This is a genomic window from Flavobacterium saliperosum, from assembly GCF_900100625.1.
Lineage (GTDB): Bacteria > Bacteroidota > Bacteroidia > Flavobacteriales > Flavobacteriaceae > Flavobacterium > Flavobacterium saliperosum.
The window spans coordinates 256,914-274,162 of sequence record NZ_FMTY01000003.1 but is presented as its reverse complement, the minus strand read 5'-3'; the positions used below and the strand labels follow the sequence as shown (position 1 = coordinate 274,162).

The 17,249-nt window shown below is 40.0% G+C and carries 15 protein-coding genes; 9 read left to right on the top strand and 6 right to left on the bottom strand.

Annotated elements, in window-relative coordinates:
• The first annotated feature begins 3 nt into the window (after window positions 1–3).
• Window positions 4–1,005 carry a type I glyceraldehyde-3-phosphate dehydrogenase gene (gene gap / locus BLQ05_RS07540; protein ID WP_023577146.1) on the top strand — a complete coding sequence of 334 codons (1,002 nt, stop codon included), beginning with the start codon at window positions 4–6 and terminating at the stop codon, window positions 1,003–1,005.
• A 33-nt stretch (window positions 1,006–1,038) separates the two neighbouring features.
• Window positions 1,039–3,234 carry a tetratricopeptide repeat-containing hybrid sensor histidine kinase/response regulator gene (locus tag BLQ05_RS07535; protein ID WP_023577147.1) on the top strand — a complete coding sequence of 732 codons (2,196 nt, stop codon included), beginning with the start codon at window positions 1,039–1,041 and terminating at the stop codon, window positions 3,232–3,234.
• Here BLQ05_RS07535 and BLQ05_RS07530 read toward each other — a convergent pair.
• Entirely contained in the window at window positions 3,221–4,033 is an 813-nt protein-coding gene (locus BLQ05_RS07530; RefSeq protein ID WP_035654750.1) for a purine-nucleoside phosphorylase, read from the bottom strand. The two genes, BLQ05_RS07535 and BLQ05_RS07530, sit on opposite strands and share 14 nt — an antisense overlap.
• Window positions 4,005–5,030 carry a tetraacyldisaccharide 4'-kinase gene (lpxK, locus tag BLQ05_RS07525; protein WP_023577149.1) on the bottom strand — a complete coding sequence of 342 codons (1,026 nt, stop codon included), beginning with the start codon at window positions 5,028–5,030 and terminating at the stop codon, window positions 4,005–4,007. Before lpxK ends, BLQ05_RS07530 begins: the two co-directional genes overlap by 29 nt.
• Before the next feature lie 82 nt (window positions 5,031–5,112).
• On the opposite strand from lpxK, the gene BLQ05_RS07520 reads away from it, so the two are divergent.
• The 3 genes from BLQ05_RS07520 to BLQ05_RS07510 are packed head-to-tail and all read left to right on the top strand — an operon-like array spanning window position 5,113 to window position 7,901.
• Entirely contained in the window at window positions 5,113–6,228 is a 1,116-nt protein-coding gene (locus BLQ05_RS07520) for a Nif3-like dinuclear metal center hexameric protein (RefSeq protein ID WP_023577150.1), read from the top strand.
• A 3-nt stretch (window positions 6,229–6,231) separates the two neighbouring features.
• On the top strand, window positions 6,232–7,011 hold the full coding sequence (locus BLQ05_RS07515; RefSeq protein ID WP_023577151.1) for a zinc ribbon domain-containing protein: 780 nt from the start codon (window positions 6,232–6,234) through the stop codon (window positions 7,009–7,011).
• A gap of 35 nt (window positions 7,012–7,046) precedes the next feature.
• Window positions 7,047–7,901 (top strand): alpha/beta fold hydrolase, encoded by an 855-nt coding sequence (locus BLQ05_RS07510; protein WP_035654753.1) that lies wholly within the window; start codon window positions 7,047–7,049, stop codon window positions 7,899–7,901.
• Window positions 7,902–7,903: 2 nt separating this feature from the next.
• Here the strand turns inward: BLQ05_RS07510 and BLQ05_RS07505 are convergent, their stop codons facing one another.
• Window positions 7,904–9,565 (bottom strand): S8 family peptidase, encoded by a 1,662-nt coding sequence (locus BLQ05_RS07505; RefSeq protein WP_023577153.1) that lies wholly within the window; start codon window positions 9,563–9,565, stop codon window positions 7,904–7,906.
• A 94-nt stretch (window positions 9,566–9,659) separates the two neighbouring features.
• Here BLQ05_RS07505 and rluF point away from each other — a divergent pair, with 94 nt between their 5' ends.
• The 4 genes from rluF to BLQ05_RS07485 all read left to right on the top strand — a co-directional run bounded on the left by rluF (window position 9,660) and on the right by BLQ05_RS07485 (window position 14,351).
• Window positions 9,660–10,487, top strand: coding sequence for a 23S rRNA pseudouridine(2604) synthase RluF (rluF, locus tag BLQ05_RS07500; protein WP_023577154.1), 828 nt, complete (start codon window positions 9,660–9,662; stop codon window positions 10,485–10,487).
• Window positions 10,488–10,706: 219 nt separating this feature from the next.
• On the top strand, window positions 10,707–12,392 hold the full coding sequence (locus BLQ05_RS07495) for a hypothetical protein (protein ID WP_035654755.1): 1,686 nt from the start codon (window positions 10,707–10,709) through the stop codon (window positions 12,390–12,392).
• Window positions 12,385–13,641: a radical SAM/SPASM domain-containing protein gene (locus BLQ05_RS07490; protein ID WP_023577155.1), complete on the top strand. Its 1,257-nt coding sequence runs from the start codon at window positions 12,385–12,387 to the stop codon at window positions 13,639–13,641. Before BLQ05_RS07495 ends, BLQ05_RS07490 begins: the two co-directional genes overlap by 8 nt.
• A complete protein-coding gene (locus BLQ05_RS07485; protein ID WP_081711862.1) occupies window positions 13,641–14,351 on the top strand; it encodes a sterol desaturase family protein in 711 nt (236 codons plus the stop codon). Before BLQ05_RS07490 ends, BLQ05_RS07485 begins: the two co-directional genes overlap by 1 nt.
• A 31-nt stretch (window positions 14,352–14,382) precedes the next feature.
• On the opposite strand, the gene BLQ05_RS07480 is transcribed toward BLQ05_RS07485, so the two are convergent.
• From BLQ05_RS07480 to ffh, 3 genes are all read right to left on the bottom strand, one after another.
• Window positions 14,383–14,874, bottom strand: a complete 492-nt coding sequence (locus BLQ05_RS07480) for a GNAT family N-acetyltransferase (protein ID WP_023577157.1) — start codon at window positions 14,872–14,874, stop codon at window positions 14,383–14,385.
• Entirely contained in the window at window positions 14,875–15,756 is an 882-nt protein-coding gene (locus BLQ05_RS07475; protein WP_023577158.1) for a bifunctional 5,10-methylenetetrahydrofolate dehydrogenase/5,10-methenyltetrahydrofolate cyclohydrolase, read from the bottom strand.
• Between the two features lie 117 nt (window positions 15,757–15,873).
• On the bottom strand, window positions 15,874–17,214 hold the full coding sequence (ffh, locus tag BLQ05_RS07470) for a signal recognition particle protein (protein ID WP_023577159.1): 1,341 nt from the start codon (window positions 17,212–17,214) through the stop codon (window positions 15,874–15,876).
• Between the last annotated feature and the right edge of the window lie 35 nt (window positions 17,215–17,249).

Sequence of the window (17,249 nt, the reverse complement as noted above, 5' to 3'; positions counted from 1 at the left end):
CGGATGGCAAAAACTAGAATAGCAATCAACGGATTTGGTCGTATTGGCCGGAACCTGTTCCGATTATTACTCAATCATCCCACGATTGAAGTGGTTGCCATAAACGACATTGCCGATATAAAAACCATGGCGCATTTGGTAAAATACGACAGTATTCACGGCGTGTTGCCTTATCCGGTTTCCTATAACGACACTTCCATCATTGTCACCGAAAAACCGTTCTTATTCTTTTGTGAAAAAGAAATTGCAAACCTGAACTGGAAAAATCTTGATATCGATTTTGTTATTGAATCGACCGGAAAATATAAAACCTACGAAGACATCTTCAAACACATTGCTGCAGGCGCAAAAAAGGTCATCCTTTCCGCTCCAGCCGAAGTGGACACCATAAAAACCGTTGTTTTAGGCGTTAACGAACACATTCTTGAGGGAAGCGAACGCATCGTTTCTAACGCAAGCTGTACCACCAATAACGCTGCACCGATGATTAAGGTGATCGAAGAATTGTGCGGTATCGAACAGGCTTACATCACAACCGTTCATTCGTATACTACCGACCAAAGCCTTCACGACCAACCGCATAAAGATTTACGCAGAGCCCGAGGCGCCTCACAATCGATTGTTCCCACTACAACCGGAGCAGCAAAAGCGATAACCAAAATTTTTCCGCATCTGCAGGGTAAAATGGGCGGTTGCGGCATTCGTGTTCCCGTTCCTGACGGCTCGTTGACCGACATTACTTTCAATGTAAAAAGAGAAGTATCCATAGAAGAAATTAACAGCGCCTTCAAAAAAGCAGCAGAAACCCATCTGAAAGGAATCCTGGATTACACAGAAGACCCCATAGTTTCGGTTGATATTTTAGGAAATACCAACTCGTGTCTTTTCGACGCACAACTGACATCGGTTATTGATAAAATGGTAAAAGTAGTGGGCTGGTACGACAATGAAATTGGCTATTCCTCAAGAATAATTGACCTCATTAGTTTTATTTCTAAAAAATAATTCCTTATATTTATGCGAATTTCAAGCATAAACATGAAGTATCTATACATTTTACTCTTCTTATCATCAGCAACATTTAACTGCTTTTCCCAAGAGAAAAATGCAACTGTTAAAGTTGACAGTGTTTCGTATTACCTTGAAGTTTCCAATTTCCACAAAAGCAGTTTTGATTATGACAAAGCGCTGCTCTATGCAAGAAAAGCCAAAGAGTATGCCACCAAAAACGAGTTAAAGAGAGAACTTGCCGACAGTCACCTATCCATTGGAAGCATTTATCATGAACTGAGCCGGTTTGACGAAGCGGTTGAAAACTACATCCGAAGCACAACCATTTACAACAATTTAAACCCGTCATTAAACAGTGCTTTTTGTTACTACAGCCTTGGTTTGAGCTATTTGGAAAAAAACAATTTGAGCCTTGCCGAAAATTATTTCAACAAAGCAGCCTCTGAATACAAAACCATTAATATCCCTGATGCGGCAGACTTAATTAATTTGCAGAAAGGAATTATTTCCAAACAAAAAGGTGACATCCCCAATGCCAAAAAACAGTTTAATGCCATTATAAACAAAAACAGTACGGGAAGTATTTTTGAAGCCAAAGCGGAAGCCTATTTTCAATTAGCTGAAATTGAAACCGATAAAAATCCCAAAGCGGCAATTAAAAATCTGGAAAAGGCTTATGCTATTTCCAAAGAAAGTTCAAATACCAATCAAAAATTGCGAATACTGAAACGCTTAAGCGAATTGTATGACACCACTAAATCCACCAATCTTTCCCATCATTATTTAAAAGAATTCTTAACAATAAGGGATTCTCTTTTCAACATCAGAACAAAAACAGTTGATGTTCCCGCTTATGAAAAGTACATCGCTACAGAGCAGTTAAAAACCATCGACAAAATAAACCGTGAAAATAAAGCGCAGGAAAAATCCATTAAGTTTTCCAAACTAATCAGTATTCTGAGTATCGCTCTGATCTCCATCTTATCCCTTTTGAGTCTTTCACTCTATAAAAACAACATTATACGAACAAAAACCAATCAACTTCTAAAAGACAAAAACCAAGAACTGGAAGTTGAAAAGGAACGAGCGGAAAGAGCCTCCAAAGCCCGTGCCGAATTTCTTTCCACAGTAAGTCATGAATTGCGAACTCCCTTAAATGCCATCAATGGAATTACGCACATTCTTATTGAAGACAACCCGAAACCAAGCCAAATGAATTACCTGAACTCCCTTAAGTTTTCGGGGAATTATCTGTTGACATTCATTAACGACATTCTTGAAATCAACCGCGTGGAATCGGATGTGGTGGAAGTGGAAAAAATCGATTTCGATTTACGGGATTTGCTTGAAAACATCCTAGGTTCTTTTGCGGAAATTGCCAATAAGAACAAAACGGTCTATCATTTGGAATTGGACGAAAAAATACCCACCACCTTAATCGGTGACCCAACGAAATTATCCCAAATTTTCATCAACCTGATTAACAACGCCATCAAATTTACCAAGAACGGTAACGTTTGGGTTGCGGCATCCGTTAAAAGGGAAAAACCAAACTCGGTTAAAATCCATTTCGAAGTACGCGACACCGGAATTGGTATTCCAAAAGACAGAATAGAAACTATTTTTGACAGCTTCACTCAAGGTTCCGTAGAGATAAACAGAAAATACGGCGGAACTGGCCTGGGACTTGCGATTGTAAAAAGACTGGTTTATTTATTGGGTGGAAAAATCAAATTGGACAGTGAAGAAAACAAAGGTTCAAGATTCTACTTTGACTTATCCTTCAAAGCAAGTGATAAGAAATTAGAGAAAAAAACCGGTCCGCTTTATGATGACAAATGGCTGCTTGGCAAAAACGTCCTTTTGGTGGAAGACAACAAAATCAACCAGATGATTACCCAAAAAATGCTGGAAAGAAAGAAAATGAAATGCCATATCATTGAAAACGGAGAAGATGCGGTGGAACACATGCGCAACAACACCTATGATTTGGTTTTAATGGACGTTCACCTTCCAGGTATCAACGGAACCATTGCTACGGAACAAATCCGAAAATTCGATCCCGAAACCCCTATTGTAGCACTTACCGCAATATCATTGGATGAAAACAAAGAAATGCTGCTATCCTTCGGCATGAATGAGGTGATTACAAAACCGTTCAATCCTGAAAAGTTCTACGAGGTAATTGCAACCACCATCAATCAGCGAATTAATACTGAATAATTAAATTTTTAATCAGACTTCTTACTTTTGGTTCTGCTTCTTTTGCAGCCTCCAAAACTTCAGCATGGGTAATGGTACCGATGCTTTCTTCGTCACCCATATCGGTAATTACAGAAACCCCGAACGTTTCCAATTCCATATGACGTGCCACAATAACTTCCGGAACGGTAGACATTCCAACACAATCACATCCTATTGCTTTCACCATTTTGTATTCTGCCAAAGTTTCGAATGTTGGTCCTTGCAACCCAAGATAGACACCTTCGTGAATCTCAATATTCAGAGACGCCGCAATTTCTTTTGCTTTAGCCATCATATTTCTGCTGTACGGCTCGCTCATGTTCACAAAACGCGGACCGAAACGTTCGTCATTTTTTCCCCGTAACGGATGTTCCGGCATCATGTTTACATGATCTTTAATGATAACCACCGAACCCACTTTATAATCCGGATTCACACCTCCGGAAGCATTTGAAACAATAAGCTTCGTTACGCCTAAATATTTCATTACCCGAACCGGAAACGTAACCTGCTTCATGTCGTAACCTTCATAAAAATGAAAACGTCCCTGCATGGCAACCACTTTTTTTCCTTCGATCGTTCCAAAAACTAAAGCACCTTTATGCCCTTCCACGGTAGAAACCGGAAAATTCGGAATCTCATCATAAGGTAAGGTAAATTCAATTTCGATATCGTTTGTAAATCCGCCCAAACCCGACCCTAAAATAACACCGTATTCCGGAATGAAATTGGTTTTAGCCTTAATGTAATTAACGGTTTGCTGTACTTGTTCCCACATAATTCATAATTGTTTTATCAAAATCCGCTTTATCATTTACGAACGAGCTTTTAATAGGCAAACAGAATAATTGTTCTTTGGGTACTTTCCCTTTTAAACGAACAAAATCCTTTTCGGTGGTAATGATAATTTTGTCTTTTGCTTTTTCTTTTATTGTTTCTATATCCTGCTTCGTAAAATCGTGGTGATCCGAAAAAACCATCGTTCCCGATTTCGCAGCCTGCAAATATGCGAAAAAAGGTTCCGGTTTTGCAATTCCGGCCAAAAGTAATTTATCAACAGTGGCGATTTCTGCCACCGACAATTTCTTCTCTTCCGAATACACCTCGTTATCGTATTCTATAAAGGTAAAAAATACTTGCTGATACGCCGCGGGGTTTAATTTGGACTTGATTTCCGTCTGTTGTTGCAGTGTCAATTCTGGCGGACATTTTGTTACCACTATCACATCAGCCCGCTCCGCTCCGCTCCTGCTTTCCCTTAAATTTCCGGCCGGGAGAATCAAATCGTCGCAATACAAATCGTTATAAGCCGTAAGCAGTATGTAAAATCCCGCTTTTACTTTTCGGTGCTGAAAGGCATCATCCAACAAAATGACTTCGGGCTTATTTATTTGTGAAAGTAATTGCGTAATGCCATTTACTCGGTTCGCATCGACTGCTACCTGAATGTTAGGGAATTTTTGATAAAACTGGTAGGGTTCATCTCCCAAAATTTCAGCATTGGAAGTGGCATCAGCCAAAACAAAACCTTCCGATTTCCGTTTGTAACCCCGACTCAAGGTTGCAATTTTATGATTATCCGATAATAACCGAATCAAATATTCGATCTGAGGGGTTTTTCCGGTGCCACCTACGCTTAAATTACCGACTGCAATGACTGGCATGTCAAACGCAACCGATTTCAAAATTCCTTTATCAAACAAAAAATTGCGGATGGCAGTGATAAATCCGTACAAAACGGCAAACGGAAAGAGTATTTTGCGGAAAAAATTCATACTACGAATGTAGCTATTTTTTATCTTTTTGAAAAAAGTTATCGGTTTATTCGTTACTTTGTTATACAGAAAATTATTTCAAATGAAGATACAGGAAATCCTTTCGGTTTTAGAAGAAATGGCGCCTCTAGCCTATGCAGAAGATTTTGACAATGTCGGACTGTTAGTCGGAGATGCCAATACGGAAGCTACCGGCGTTTTGGTTTGTCACGATGCTTTGGAATCTGTTATTGACGAAGCCATTACTAAAAAATGCAATCTGGTAGTTTGCTTTCATCCTATCTTATTTTCGGGCTTAAAAAAAATCACCGGAAAGAATTATGTGGAACGCGCCATTATCAAAGCCATCAAAAACGATATCGCCATTTATGCCGTTCATACCGCTTTGGACAATCACAAAAAAGGAGTCAACAAGATTTTCTGTGATGCTTTAGGACTAATCAATACCAAAATACTGGTTCCGAAACAAAATTTCATTCAAAAACTGGTTACCTATACCATTCCCGAAAACGTGGAGGAATTACGTAATGCGCTATTCGACGCCGGTGCCGGAAAAATCGGCAACTATGAAGACTGCAGTTACAATTCAAAAGGCATCGGAACCTATATGGGCAATGAAGACAGCAATCCGCAAATTGGGGAACGTTTTGAATTTGTGGAAAATGAGGAAATTAAAATTGAAGTCACTTTTGAAAAACATTTGCAGGGTAAAGTCCTGAAAGCGTTGTTTTCGAATCATGCCTATGAAGAAGTGGCCTACGAAATTTACGGATTACAGAACCAACATCAGCATATCGGATTGGGAATGATTGGAGAATTATCCACTGCAATGAAAGAACAGGATTTTTTGAAATTCGTTAAGGAAAAAATGCAGTGTGGCAGTATTCGTCACAGTGAATTCTTAAACAAACCCATTAAAAAAGTGGCGGTTTTAGGAGGTTCCGGAAGTTTTGCCATTAAAAACGCCATAGCGGCCGGAGCAGACATTTTTCTTACTGCCGATTTGAAATACCATCAGTTCTATGAAGCCGAAAACAAGGTTGTTTTAGCCGACATCGGGCACTTTGAAAGTGAAAGATTTACAAAAAACCATATAGTTGATTATCTTACGGAAAAAATTAGTAATTTTGCACCTTCATCGCTTTTTGGTGGAATCATTTTATCGCAAGAAAATACAAATCCGGTTAAGTACTTTTAAAATATGGCAAACGTTAAAGAATTAAGTGTAGAAGAAAAATTAAGAGCTCTTTATGACTTACAGCTTATCGATTCAAGAATCGATGAAATCAGAAATGTTAGAGGGGAGTTACCTCTTGAAGTGGAGGATTTAGAAGATGAAGTAGCTGGGTTAAGCACTCGTTTAGACAAATTAAAAGGTGATTTGGAATCTATCGAAGAACAAATCAAAGACAAAAAGAATGCTATTGAAGGGCATAAAGAATCAATCAAAAAATATTCGGCGCAACAAAAAGAAGTCCGTAACAACAGAGAATTCAACGCTTTAACAAAAGAAGTGGAATTCCAGGAGTTGGAAATTCAATTGGCAGAGAAGCACATTAAAGAAATGAAAGCTTCCATCGAGCACAAAAAAGTGGTTTTAAGTGAAACTAAAGAAAAATTAGACGCCAAACAAAGCCATTTAAAACACAAAAAAGCAGAATTAAGCGCTATTATGGCTGAAACGGAAAAAGAAGAAAACTTCTTATCCGGTAAGTCAGAAGAATTCCGCGGACAAATCGAAGAGCGTTTATTAGGGGCTTACGACAGAATCCGTACCAGTGTTAGAAACGGCTTAGCTGTGGTTTCTATTGAGCGTGGTGCTTCTGCAGGATCGTTCTTCACGATTCCGCCGCAAACACAAATGGAAATCGCTTCCCGCAAAAAAATCATCACTGATGAACACAGTGGAAGAATTTTAGTTGACAGTGCTCTGGCTGACGAAGAAAAAGAAAAAATTCAGCAATTATTTGCTAAAATATAGTTAACTTAAAGTCCCGAAACATCGGGACTTTTTTTATGGAACTCGTTAACAAAATAGCATACTTTACCTTCACTAAATCTATTGGGCTCTACATTAACCTGATGGGTTACGTATTTCCAAAAAAAGCAGCCGGACTGGCCTATAAATTTTTCAGTGAACCACGCGAAGGGAAACTGCTTCCAAACGCCATTCCCGACATCTTAAAAGAGGCCGAACAGGAAGTGCTTTTCCACGAAGACTGCACAATTCAAACCTATACGTGGAGAGGCAATGAAAACAAAATACTTTTGGTACACGGTTGGGAAAGCAATGCCTCACGTTGGGAAGAATTCATCATCCTTCTGAAAAAATCAAAATGCACCATTATTGCTTTAGACGGTCCCGGTCAAGGACTTTCGAGCGGAATTGAATTTAACATCCCGCTATACGCCAAGCATGTCAATACACTCATGGAAAAATACCAACCGCAATACATTATCGGACATTCCATGGGCGGCGCTACCTGTTTGTACTATCAATACAAATACAACAATCCGTTGTTACAAAAAATGGTGTTGCTGGGCTCTCCAAGTGAATTTGAACTCATTTTAAGCAATTATAAAAAAACCATAAGCCTCAACGATAAAGTGTTTCAACTGCTGAAAGAAAAAATTGTGGAGCGTTTTAACATTCATCCATCCGAATTCTCCGGAAAAAAATTCGCTTCGGGTTTCAATTTTAAAGGACTGATTGCCCACGACATTGATGATACGGTAGTTGCTTTTAATGAAGGAAAACAAATCGCTGAAGCCTGGAAATCATCCCAATTTATTGAAACTAAAGGATTAGGCCACAGTTTGCACGATAAGGAATTATACGAAAAAATACACCTCTTTCTTTTCGAAGAATAAAACTATCGTTTCACGATTTTCTTGACCTGGGTTCTTTTCCCGTCGGTAAGTTTTACAAAATAAATGCCTTGCGGTAAGTTTCCGAAAGCAATTTCATTGGTACCCGCCTGTAGTGTGTACTCCGCCGTTTTTTGTCCTAATGCCGTATAAATTTCCAGTCGCGCAACAGTATCTTTTAACTGAGGAATAAGCACATTCAGTCGATCGGTTACCGGATTAGGAAATACCGTAAAGCGGATGGTTTCATTGTCAGCAACACTCAAATTCTGGTTGATTTGCAAAATAGCCGCCTGCATATCGGGCAACGGTCCAATATTTCCGGCGACACTTGTTCCTTGCGGAATTCCGGTTTGCTGCAACAGTTGACGCATTTGTGCTCCGGTAAGATACAATCCGGTCAAACCGTAGTAATACGACTGTAAAACCACCACACACGATGCTACGATAGGTGTTGCCGAACTCGTCCCCGAGAAATTGGTATAACTCTGATTAAAATCACCACCAATCATGATAAAATCGCCGGTTCCGCAGGCACGAACATTGTTTGCCCAACCCTGTACATCCACACGCGAACCATAAGTGCTGTAAGAAATACGGTTATGTGAAATATCGGGTATTCCACCGCCCACAATTATTGCTCCCGAATTTCCTCTCGCCATATAAGAAGCGTAATAGGCCGAATCCAGGTTCTGATTTCCATTGGCAGCCGCTTCCACAATAACAATTCCGGCATCTGTGGCAGCCTTGGTCAAATCCCAAACCGGATTATCAAATTCGGCCGGAACGAAATTACCTCCCTGACCGTAAGCCTGCATTTCATACACAATGACATCCCCGGCAACCGAATTCGCAATTGCCTGTGTTACGGCATTCACCCGGCTGTATCCGGTCTGCTGCCATTCCGGAAACAGTACCATCTCCGCAGCGTCATATGCCATCCCTGATACGCCATAAGTACCTTTATCGGCATACATAATTCCAAAAACCGATGTGCCGTGTTCCGTATAAGATGGGGTTGCACTGGTTGAAATCGTCATCCCAGGAGCAATAAAGGCATTGCGATCTACTAATTCTTCGTGATTTTTATTAAATCCGTATTCCACATCCCGAATTCGGATTCCCGTTCCTGTCAAGCCCAATCCCCAGGCATAACGCATGTTCACACCCGGATTGGCATCCAAATACGTTTGGTTGTTTTCATAATTGGGTGTGGCGGGCGCAATGTCACCCGGAGGCGCAATGGGCTCTAGGGGCATCAGACTGCAATATTCTACAACATCCAGTTTTTCCAATTGTGTGGCTAAAGCCAACAAACGCTCATTGGTAGGATTCTCGATTTCAAATCGGACGATATTTTTAAGTTTCAGAACCGATTTTCCGTCGTGTCCGTTCTGCTTGGCTGCTTCAAAAAAAGCCTCCGTTTTCTCATCGGAAATTTGAATGCCTTTATGAAAACGAATGGCGTATTGAGCAATCAGTTCTTTGATTTCATCCTTTTGGGAAAGGACCTGTTCATAATTATCATCCTGAAAAACAAGGACATCAAAAAAAGACACATACAATTCGTGTTGTCCGGTGTTGGGTGCCAACTGAAACTCCCCTTTTCTGCTTTGGGCAAAAAGAGAAACAGTAGAAAAAAGTAATAGTACCAGTATTTTTTTCAATCGGCTAACGAATTAAGGTTCAAAGATATAAAAAAAGTTAGCGCATTATTAAGGAGGAGCAGTCTATTATTTAAATATGTGCTATTTTTGCATCATGGAAGAAAACAAAACCCGTATTAACAAATTCCTTTCCGAAACAGGCTATTGCTCCCGTCGTGAAGCAGACAGACTGTTGGAAGAAGGCCGCATAACCATCAATGGCGTCGTTCCCGAAATGGGCACCAAAGTCTCGTTGGACGACGAAATCCGCGTGGATGGAAAACTGATTCGTGAAAAAACTTCCAAACCCATTTATCTGGCATTCAACAAGCCGGTAGGAATTGAATGTACAACTAATCAGAGTGTGAAAAACAACATTGTGGATTACATCAATTACCCTAAGCGTATTTTCCCTATCGGACGATTGGACAAAGCCAGTGAAGGTTTGATTTTCATGACCGATGACGGTGACATCGTGAACAAGATTCTTCGTGCGCGTAACAATCACGAAAAAGAATATGTGGTAACCGTTAACAAACCCATAGTAGACCGTTTTATCCAACGCATGGGAAATGGTGTGCCGATTCTGGATACCGTTACCAAAAAATGCAAGGTGGAACAAATCAGTAAGTTTGTGTTCCGGATTGTCCTTACACAAGGTTTGAACCGACAAATCCGTCGTATGTGTGAGTATTTAGGATATGAAGTAACGGCTTTAAAGCGTACCCGAATCATTAATATATCCTTAGATGTTCCGGTGGGTCGTTACCGCGAGTTAACCGATGCCGAAATTCAGGAACTCAACCAGCTTATCGAACCGTCCAGTAAAACGGAAGAAGCGAGTTTACCAAAAGTGGAAACAAAAAGACCCATTCAGCGGGAGCACAGAAAACCGTTGCCGCCAAGGAATGATAATCGTCGTAATTCCAGAAACGATACCTAATTTAATTCTTTTCAATACAACCCCGGGATTTGCTCTTGGGGTTTATTTTTCCCTTCAATTTCTCTAAGTGTACAGCCTATACCGTTTTCAAAACCCTTTTTTATAACAAGAAACCTTACTTTTTTTTTACAAAAGTCAGTTATCTCTCATTAATATTTACTAACTTTAGTAACTCCAAATCTTTGATTTTAAACATTTTACGAATTAACAAATTGTATTATGAAAAGAGAACAAAGATTAACGTCCCCTTCCGCTTTACAACTGCTGAGAAAAAAGCTAAAACCTTTTACTTATTTCATTGTAGCTGCCTTTTTAAATTTAACCATCGGTTGTTCCTATTATAAAGTCAGATCTTTACCTGCAAAAGAAGACAACTTTTCATCTGCATACAAGTATACATCGGAAAAACCTAAGAAATATGTAATTCTGCATTTTGAAGGAGGAGAGGTGAATCTCGACAAGATAGTGTTGGATGATGTGAAAAAAGAAATCACGGCAGTTCCAAATGGAATTGACAACAGTCATTTACTCTATCCTTTGAAAAAGGGAAAAACATCCGCACGGTTCGACAGAAGCAAATCAAAAAAGCATTATGAAATTCATTTTTATGCCGACAAAAAAATCGATGTGACTCCGGATGTCATTACAATTCCGTTTTCCGACATCTCAAAAGTGGAAGTATACGAATTGAATCACGGAAGAATTGCCTTATCAGCGACAGGAATTACACTTGCTTCATTAGCACTCGTATTCATACTAATTTTGCTCCTCAAAAGCTCTTGCCCCTATGTCTATATAAAAAATGGAGATTCCTATGTTTTTACCGGAGAACTGTATCCGGGCGCCATCCTTCCATCGCTGGAACGAACCGATTATCTTCTGCTTCCGGAATTCAATCCGGATAACGGCGAATATGTTTTAAAAATCACCAATGAATTATTGGAAGTACAATACACCGACCTTGCGGAATTAATCACCATTGAACATCCTGAAAATTCAGCCGTGTTATTGGATCAGAAAGGTGCGATTCAATGCATTTCCAATCCTGTTACCCCACAAGAGGTTAGCAGTAACAATACACCATCCGACCTAAAACCTGCACTGCTAAAAGACGACCACTCTTATTTGTTCGATAAAAAACTACCCGAATCAAAATCGAATGAAATGGTTTTCAACTTTAAAAACACCGGTTCCACCCAAAAAAAATTGGTTTTAAGAGCCAAAAATTCACTTTGGTTCGATTATCTGTACGGTAAATTCAACGAACAGTTTGGTTCATACTATAATACGTTTCAAAAACAGCAGCGAAAAATGACCTCTGATAAAGTCATAAAATGGCGGGATGAGCAACACATTCCCCTTTCTGTTTATGTGAAATCCAACGAAAAATGGAAACTGGTTGAAAAAATAAACCCTACCGGACCAATGGCTTTTCGTGATCTTGTTGTACCGATAAACAACATCGCAACGGATTCGGAAACCATCGAAATAAAACTCGAAACTGGATTTATGTTTTGGGAAGTCGATTATGTCGCGCTCGACCAGACGGACAACCCGAAATTAAACGTTTCCGTTATCAAACCTAATTCTGCCATCGATGAAAACGGAAAAGAGGTAACCAATCTGCTCACCTCTGAAGACAAAAAGTATCTGGTTCAGCCCAATCCCGACAATGCCGTTACCGTCCGATACAACGCTCCTACTACCCAAAAAGGGATGAAACAGACTGTCTATCTTAAAAACAAAGGCTATTACGAATACATCCGAAATTATACTGGCAATCCGGATTTTTCAAAACTGAAAACATTCCGTAATCCCGGCAGGTTATCTGACTATTCCGAAGAAGAATTCCTGAGAATAACAACTTCCAAAAATTTAAACGAAATCGTTTTCAATCATGAATAATCAGGTAAATTACTTTGTAAATCCGATGCATCTTTTTCAGAAGGATGCTGATTCCAAAACCGAATTGGCGCAACAAACGCGTTCGGACAATAAACAACATTTGGTAACCGGATTCCGCAAAGAATGGATTGAACTGCTTTTTCGGTTCACTATTATAAAAATCGCAGTAAAAAACTATTCTAACCCCTGGCACTGGTTAGCGGTTCCCTTGGCATTGGATAAAAAAAGACGAAAAAACATCGGGGAACACCGACTCTATAAACTCGCCAATGTGGGCAAAACCTATTACTGGAGTCTTTACACCCCGGGATGGAGCCGGAATAGCGCATCGTTCAAAAGTTTTATCGCCTCGGAAATGAACCGAATCGTTCCGATAAAAGGAAAAACCAATCGCTTTACAAGTGCCTATGTAGCCATCACTAAAAAATGTTCCCTGCAATGCGAGCATTGTTACGAATGGGATAACCTCAACCAGAAAGAAACACAATCGGAAGACAAAATTCATCAGACGATTGCGCGGCTTCAGGAAAAAGGCATCAGCCAGATTCATCTTTCCGGTGGCGAACCTTTACTTAAAGTGAATTTGATTGCGGATATCGTCCGTAAAGCACAAAAAGGAACCGATTTCTGGGTGCTGACTTCCGGATTCAAACTACACAATGAAAACGCAGAAAAAATCAAAGCAGCGGGTGTGAAAGGTGTAATGATAAGTTTAGACCATTATCTCCATGAAAAGCACAATATGTTTCGCGGATTTAAAGACGCTTATTATTGGGTGGAGACAGCCGTTCATAATGCCATTGAAAACGACTTGACTACGGCGCTCTCCATTTGTGTGACGCGCGATTTTGTCACTCAAAACAACCTGATGCAGTACGCATTGCTCGCCAAAAAAATGGGGGTATCTTTCATTCAGATTTTGGAACCGAGAGCGGTAGGGCATTATAAAGAAAAAGAAGTTGATTTAACGGAAGAGCAAATTCAGCTGTTGGAAAAATTTTATCTTGAAATGAATTATTCGCCGAAGTATAAGGATTTTCCACTGATCAGCTATCATGGCTATTACCAGAGAAGAATGGGGTGTTACGGGGCAGGCAACAGAAGTTTATATGTGGATTCCGATGGCGATTTGAACGCTTGTCCGTTTTGCCAAAAAAAGAGCGGAAACATTTTAAATGACGATTTTCCAACGGTTTTGGAAGAATTACAAACAAACGGATGCCAACAATTTAAAGGAAGTACCGACTGATGTTTTTTACTGATCAATACCAATCCATTATAGCATCGATGGCAGTATTTGCTTTCCGATACTATTTTATTGCAGGCATACTGTATTACATTTTTTACACACAAAAACAGAAATCTTTTTTTCATTTAAAACTAAACAAAAAACATCCTTCAACAGCCCAGCTAAAAACAGAGTTTATTTATGGCGGAATGACCCTTCTCATTTACAGTTTTTCCACTTTACTGCTCATTTCTTGGTATCAGAGCGGGTGGACAAGAATTTATCTTTCCATAGAAGAATATGGATACCCGTATCTTGTTTTCAGCATTGCTGTTATGATTGTTCTTCATGACGCCTATTTTTACTGGACCCATTGGTTAATGCACAAACTGCCGTTCCTGTACCGTTTTCACAAAATCCATCATCGTTCCCACAATCCCAATCCTTGGACAACATTCTCCTTCCATCCTGTAGAGGCATTAATCTCTTTAGGTATCATACCTGTAATTGTTTTTTTACTGCCGGTACATCCTGTTGCACTGTTGTTTTTTTCAACAACTCTAACCCTTTACAATATCTGGATTCATTTAGGATACAATATAACAGCCCCTTTTTTAAAAAATAATTTTCAGAATACTCCCGAGAATCATGACCTGCATCACAAAAACGGGAAACATAATTTTGGGTTCTATTTTTTAGTCTGGGATAAAATCATGAAGACCTATAAATAAAAAACCCAAGACTTACGTCTCGGGTTGTATTTTATAACGGTTTTTCCATAACGAAATCTTCCATGAGGTAACCATTTCCAATTTCGATATCCTCTTCATGGACAATATCAAAACCGAGACGCTTGTAAAATTCCTGAGCGATATTGTACCGGTTTACATTGAGAAACAAGATGCGGTTTCCCGCTTGTAAAGCTGCTTTTTCCACTTCCGCCAAAAGAAGTTTTCCTAATCCTTTTCCTTGCGTTTCAGGTAAAACATAAATTTTATGCAGCTTGGTTTTTCCGGTAGCATTACAATTTACTTCATAAGAGGCAAATCCGTAAAAGACACCGTTTTCTTCGGCCAATAAAAAGACGTGATGGTTTTCCATCTGCATTTCCAAGGCAGGAATGGCATAGAAATTTTCCAGCATATAATCCAACTGCGCTTCCGAAAGGATTTCACCATAAGCATCCGGCCAGATTGTGTAGGCTAAATCACGTACGATGTACAATTGGTCTTTATCAGCTTGAAGTATTCGCATTTATTTACACATTCTGTTTTCTCTTGCCAAAAGGGTGTTTTTCAACAACATGGCAATGGTCATAGGTCCTACTCCTCCCGGAACCGGCGTAATGAACGAGGCTTTTTTGCTTACGTTTTCAAAATCAACATCACCGGTAATCACATATCCTTTCGGGTTGGTTTCATCGGCTAAACGGGTAATTCCCACGTCGATAACCACTACATCGTCCTTTACCATTTCGGCTTTCAGATAATTGGGTACACCTAATGCCGTAATGATAATATCGGCCTGAGAAGTAATCTGGGTAATGTTTTTGGTATGACTGTGCGTTAAGGTTACGGTTGAGTTTCCGGGGAAGCCTTTACGTCCCATCAAAATACTCATCGGACGGCCTACAATATGACTTCTTCCGATAACCACCGTATGTTTTCCGGCTGTATCTACGTTGTAACGCTCTAACAATTCCAAAATCCCGAATGGCGTTGCAGGGATAAACGTACTCATGTCCAAAGCCATTTTACCAAAGTTCTCCGGGTGAAATCCATCTACATCTTTGCTCGGACAAATGGCCATCAGCACTTCCTGCGTATCAATTTGTTCCGGAAGCGGTAACTGCACGATAAATCCGTCAATATCGTCGTTGGTGTTTAATTCCTTGATTTTTTTCAGTAATTCGGTTTCCGAAGTGGTACTTGGCATTTTAATCAGTGTTGATTCAAAACCAACTCTCTCGCAGGCTTTTACTTTACTGCCCACATACGTTAAACTGGCCCCATCGTTTCCTACGATGATAGCCGCCAAATGAGGCACTTTTTCGCCATTGTCTTTCATGCGCTGTACTTCGGCAGCGATTTCATTTTTAATATCTTCCGATACTTTTTTTCCGTCCAGTAGTTGCATTTTAATTTGGTTTAAAGTCAGAAGTCAGAAAGTAAAAGTTATAAAAACCTGAAAACCTGGCTTCTTAATTGTGTTGTTGTTATATAAAAAAAGACGCGATTGCTCACGTCTTTATATTTATGGTCTCATTCCTTTCATTCCGCCCATCATGCGCATCAGGTTTTTACCGCCTGCGCCCTGCATCATCTTCATCATTTTGCTCATTTGGTCGAACTGCTTCAGCAATTGATTTACCTGTTGGATATCGGTTCCGGAACCTTTTGCGATTCTGATTTTACGCTTTGCATCCAATAACGCTGGCTTTGTTCGTTCTGCCGGGGTCATCGAATGAATGATTGCTTCGATGTGTTTGAAAGCATCGTCTTCAATCTCCACATCTTTCAACGCTTTTCCGGCTCCCGGGATCATTCCGACAAGGTCTTTCATGTTACCCATTTTTTTCACCTGTTGGATTTGCGTTAAGAAATCGTCGAAACCGAATTCATTCTTAGCGATTTTCTTCTGTAATTTACGTGCTTCCTCTTCGTCGTATTGCTCCTGAGCTCTTTCCACTAAGGAAACAACGTCTCCCATTCCGAGAATACGTTCTGCCATACGCGCCGGATAGAAAACGTCAATCGCTTCCATTTTCTCCCCCGTACCGATGAACTTAATCGGTTTATTTACTACGGATTTAATCGAAATTGCGGCTCCACCACGGGTATCACCATCTAATTTCGTTAATACAACCCCGTCAAAATTCAATCGGTCATTAAACGCTTTTGCCGTATTTACGGCATCCTGTCCTGTCATGGAATCCACTACGAATAAGGTTTCCTGAGGCTGGATGGCTTTGTGTACGTTGGCGATTTCGGTCATCATCTCCTCGTCTACTGCCAAACGACCGGCGGTATCGACAATTACGACATTAAAACCGTTTGCTTTTGCGTGTTTAATCGCGTTTTCGGCAATGGAAACCGCGTTTTTGTTTTCGGGTTCCGAATATACCTCAACACCAATCTGATCTCCAACCACATGCAACTGATTGATAGCCGCCGGACGGTAAATATCACAGGCAACCAAAAGCGGTTTTTTTCCTTTTTTTGTTTTCAGGAAATTTGCTAACTTCCCGGAGAAAGTCGTTTTACCCGAACCTTGTAAACCCGACATCAAAATCACAGACGGATTTCCAGAAAGGTTTACTCCGGCCGCATCACCACCCATCAATTCGGTCAACTCGTCTTTAACGAGTTTCACCATTAACTGACCCGGTTGTAATGTTGTTAGTACGTCCTGACCAATTGCTTTGTCTTTTACACGAGAGGTAAAATCTTTGGCAATCTTAAAGTTAACGTCGGCGTCAAGTAAAGCACGGCGTACTTCTTTCAAAGTATCCGCTACGTTTACTTCGGTAATTTTTCCGTGCCCTTTTAATATATGGAAGGCTTTATCGAGTTTATCGCTTAAATTATCAAACATGATAGTTTTTGTTTAATGAGGTGCAAAGATAATAT

Excerpts from the sequence above, each read along its gene's own strand:
- gap (WP_023577146.1), top strand. The coding sequence starts at position 4 with ATGGCAAAAACTAGAATAGCAATCAACGGATTTGGTCGTATTGGCCGG.
- BLQ05_RS07535 (WP_023577147.1), top strand. The coding sequence starts at position 1,039 with ATGAAGTATCTATACATTTTACTCTTCTTATCATCAGCAACATTTAAC.
- BLQ05_RS07530 (WP_035654750.1), bottom strand. The coding sequence starts at position 4,033 with ATGTGGGAACAAGTACAGCAAACCGTTAATTACATTAAGGCTAAAACC.
- lpxK (WP_023577149.1), bottom strand. The coding sequence starts at position 5,030 with ATGAATTTTTTCCGCAAAATACTCTTTCCGTTTGCCGTTTTGTACGGA.
- BLQ05_RS07520 (WP_023577150.1), top strand. The coding sequence starts at position 5,113 with ATGAAGATACAGGAAATCCTTTCGGTTTTAGAAGAAATGGCGCCTCTA.
- BLQ05_RS07515 (WP_023577151.1), top strand. The coding sequence starts at position 6,232 with ATGGCAAACGTTAAAGAATTAAGTGTAGAAGAAAAATTAAGAGCTCTT.
- BLQ05_RS07510 (WP_035654753.1), top strand. The coding sequence starts at position 7,047 with ATGGAACTCGTTAACAAAATAGCATACTTTACCTTCACTAAATCTATT.
- rluF (WP_023577154.1), top strand. The coding sequence starts at position 9,660 with ATGGAAGAAAACAAAACCCGTATTAACAAATTCCTTTCCGAAACAGGC.
- BLQ05_RS07495 (WP_035654755.1), top strand. The coding sequence starts at position 10,707 with ATGAAAAGAGAACAAAGATTAACGTCCCCTTCCGCTTTACAACTGCTG.
- BLQ05_RS07490 (WP_023577155.1), top strand. The coding sequence starts at position 12,385 with ATGAATAATCAGGTAAATTACTTTGTAAATCCGATGCATCTTTTTCAG.
- BLQ05_RS07485 (WP_081711862.1), top strand. The coding sequence starts at position 13,641 with ATGTTTTTTACTGATCAATACCAATCCATTATAGCATCGATGGCAGTA.
- BLQ05_RS07480 (WP_023577157.1), bottom strand. The coding sequence starts at position 14,874 with ATGCGAATACTTCAAGCTGATAAAGACCAATTGTACATCGTACGTGAT.
- BLQ05_RS07475 (WP_023577158.1), bottom strand. The coding sequence starts at position 15,756 with ATGCAACTACTGGACGGAAAAAAAGTATCGGAAGATATTAAAAATGAA.
- ffh (WP_023577159.1), bottom strand. The coding sequence starts at position 17,214 with ATGTTTGATAATTTAAGCGATAAACTCGATAAAGCCTTCCATATATTA.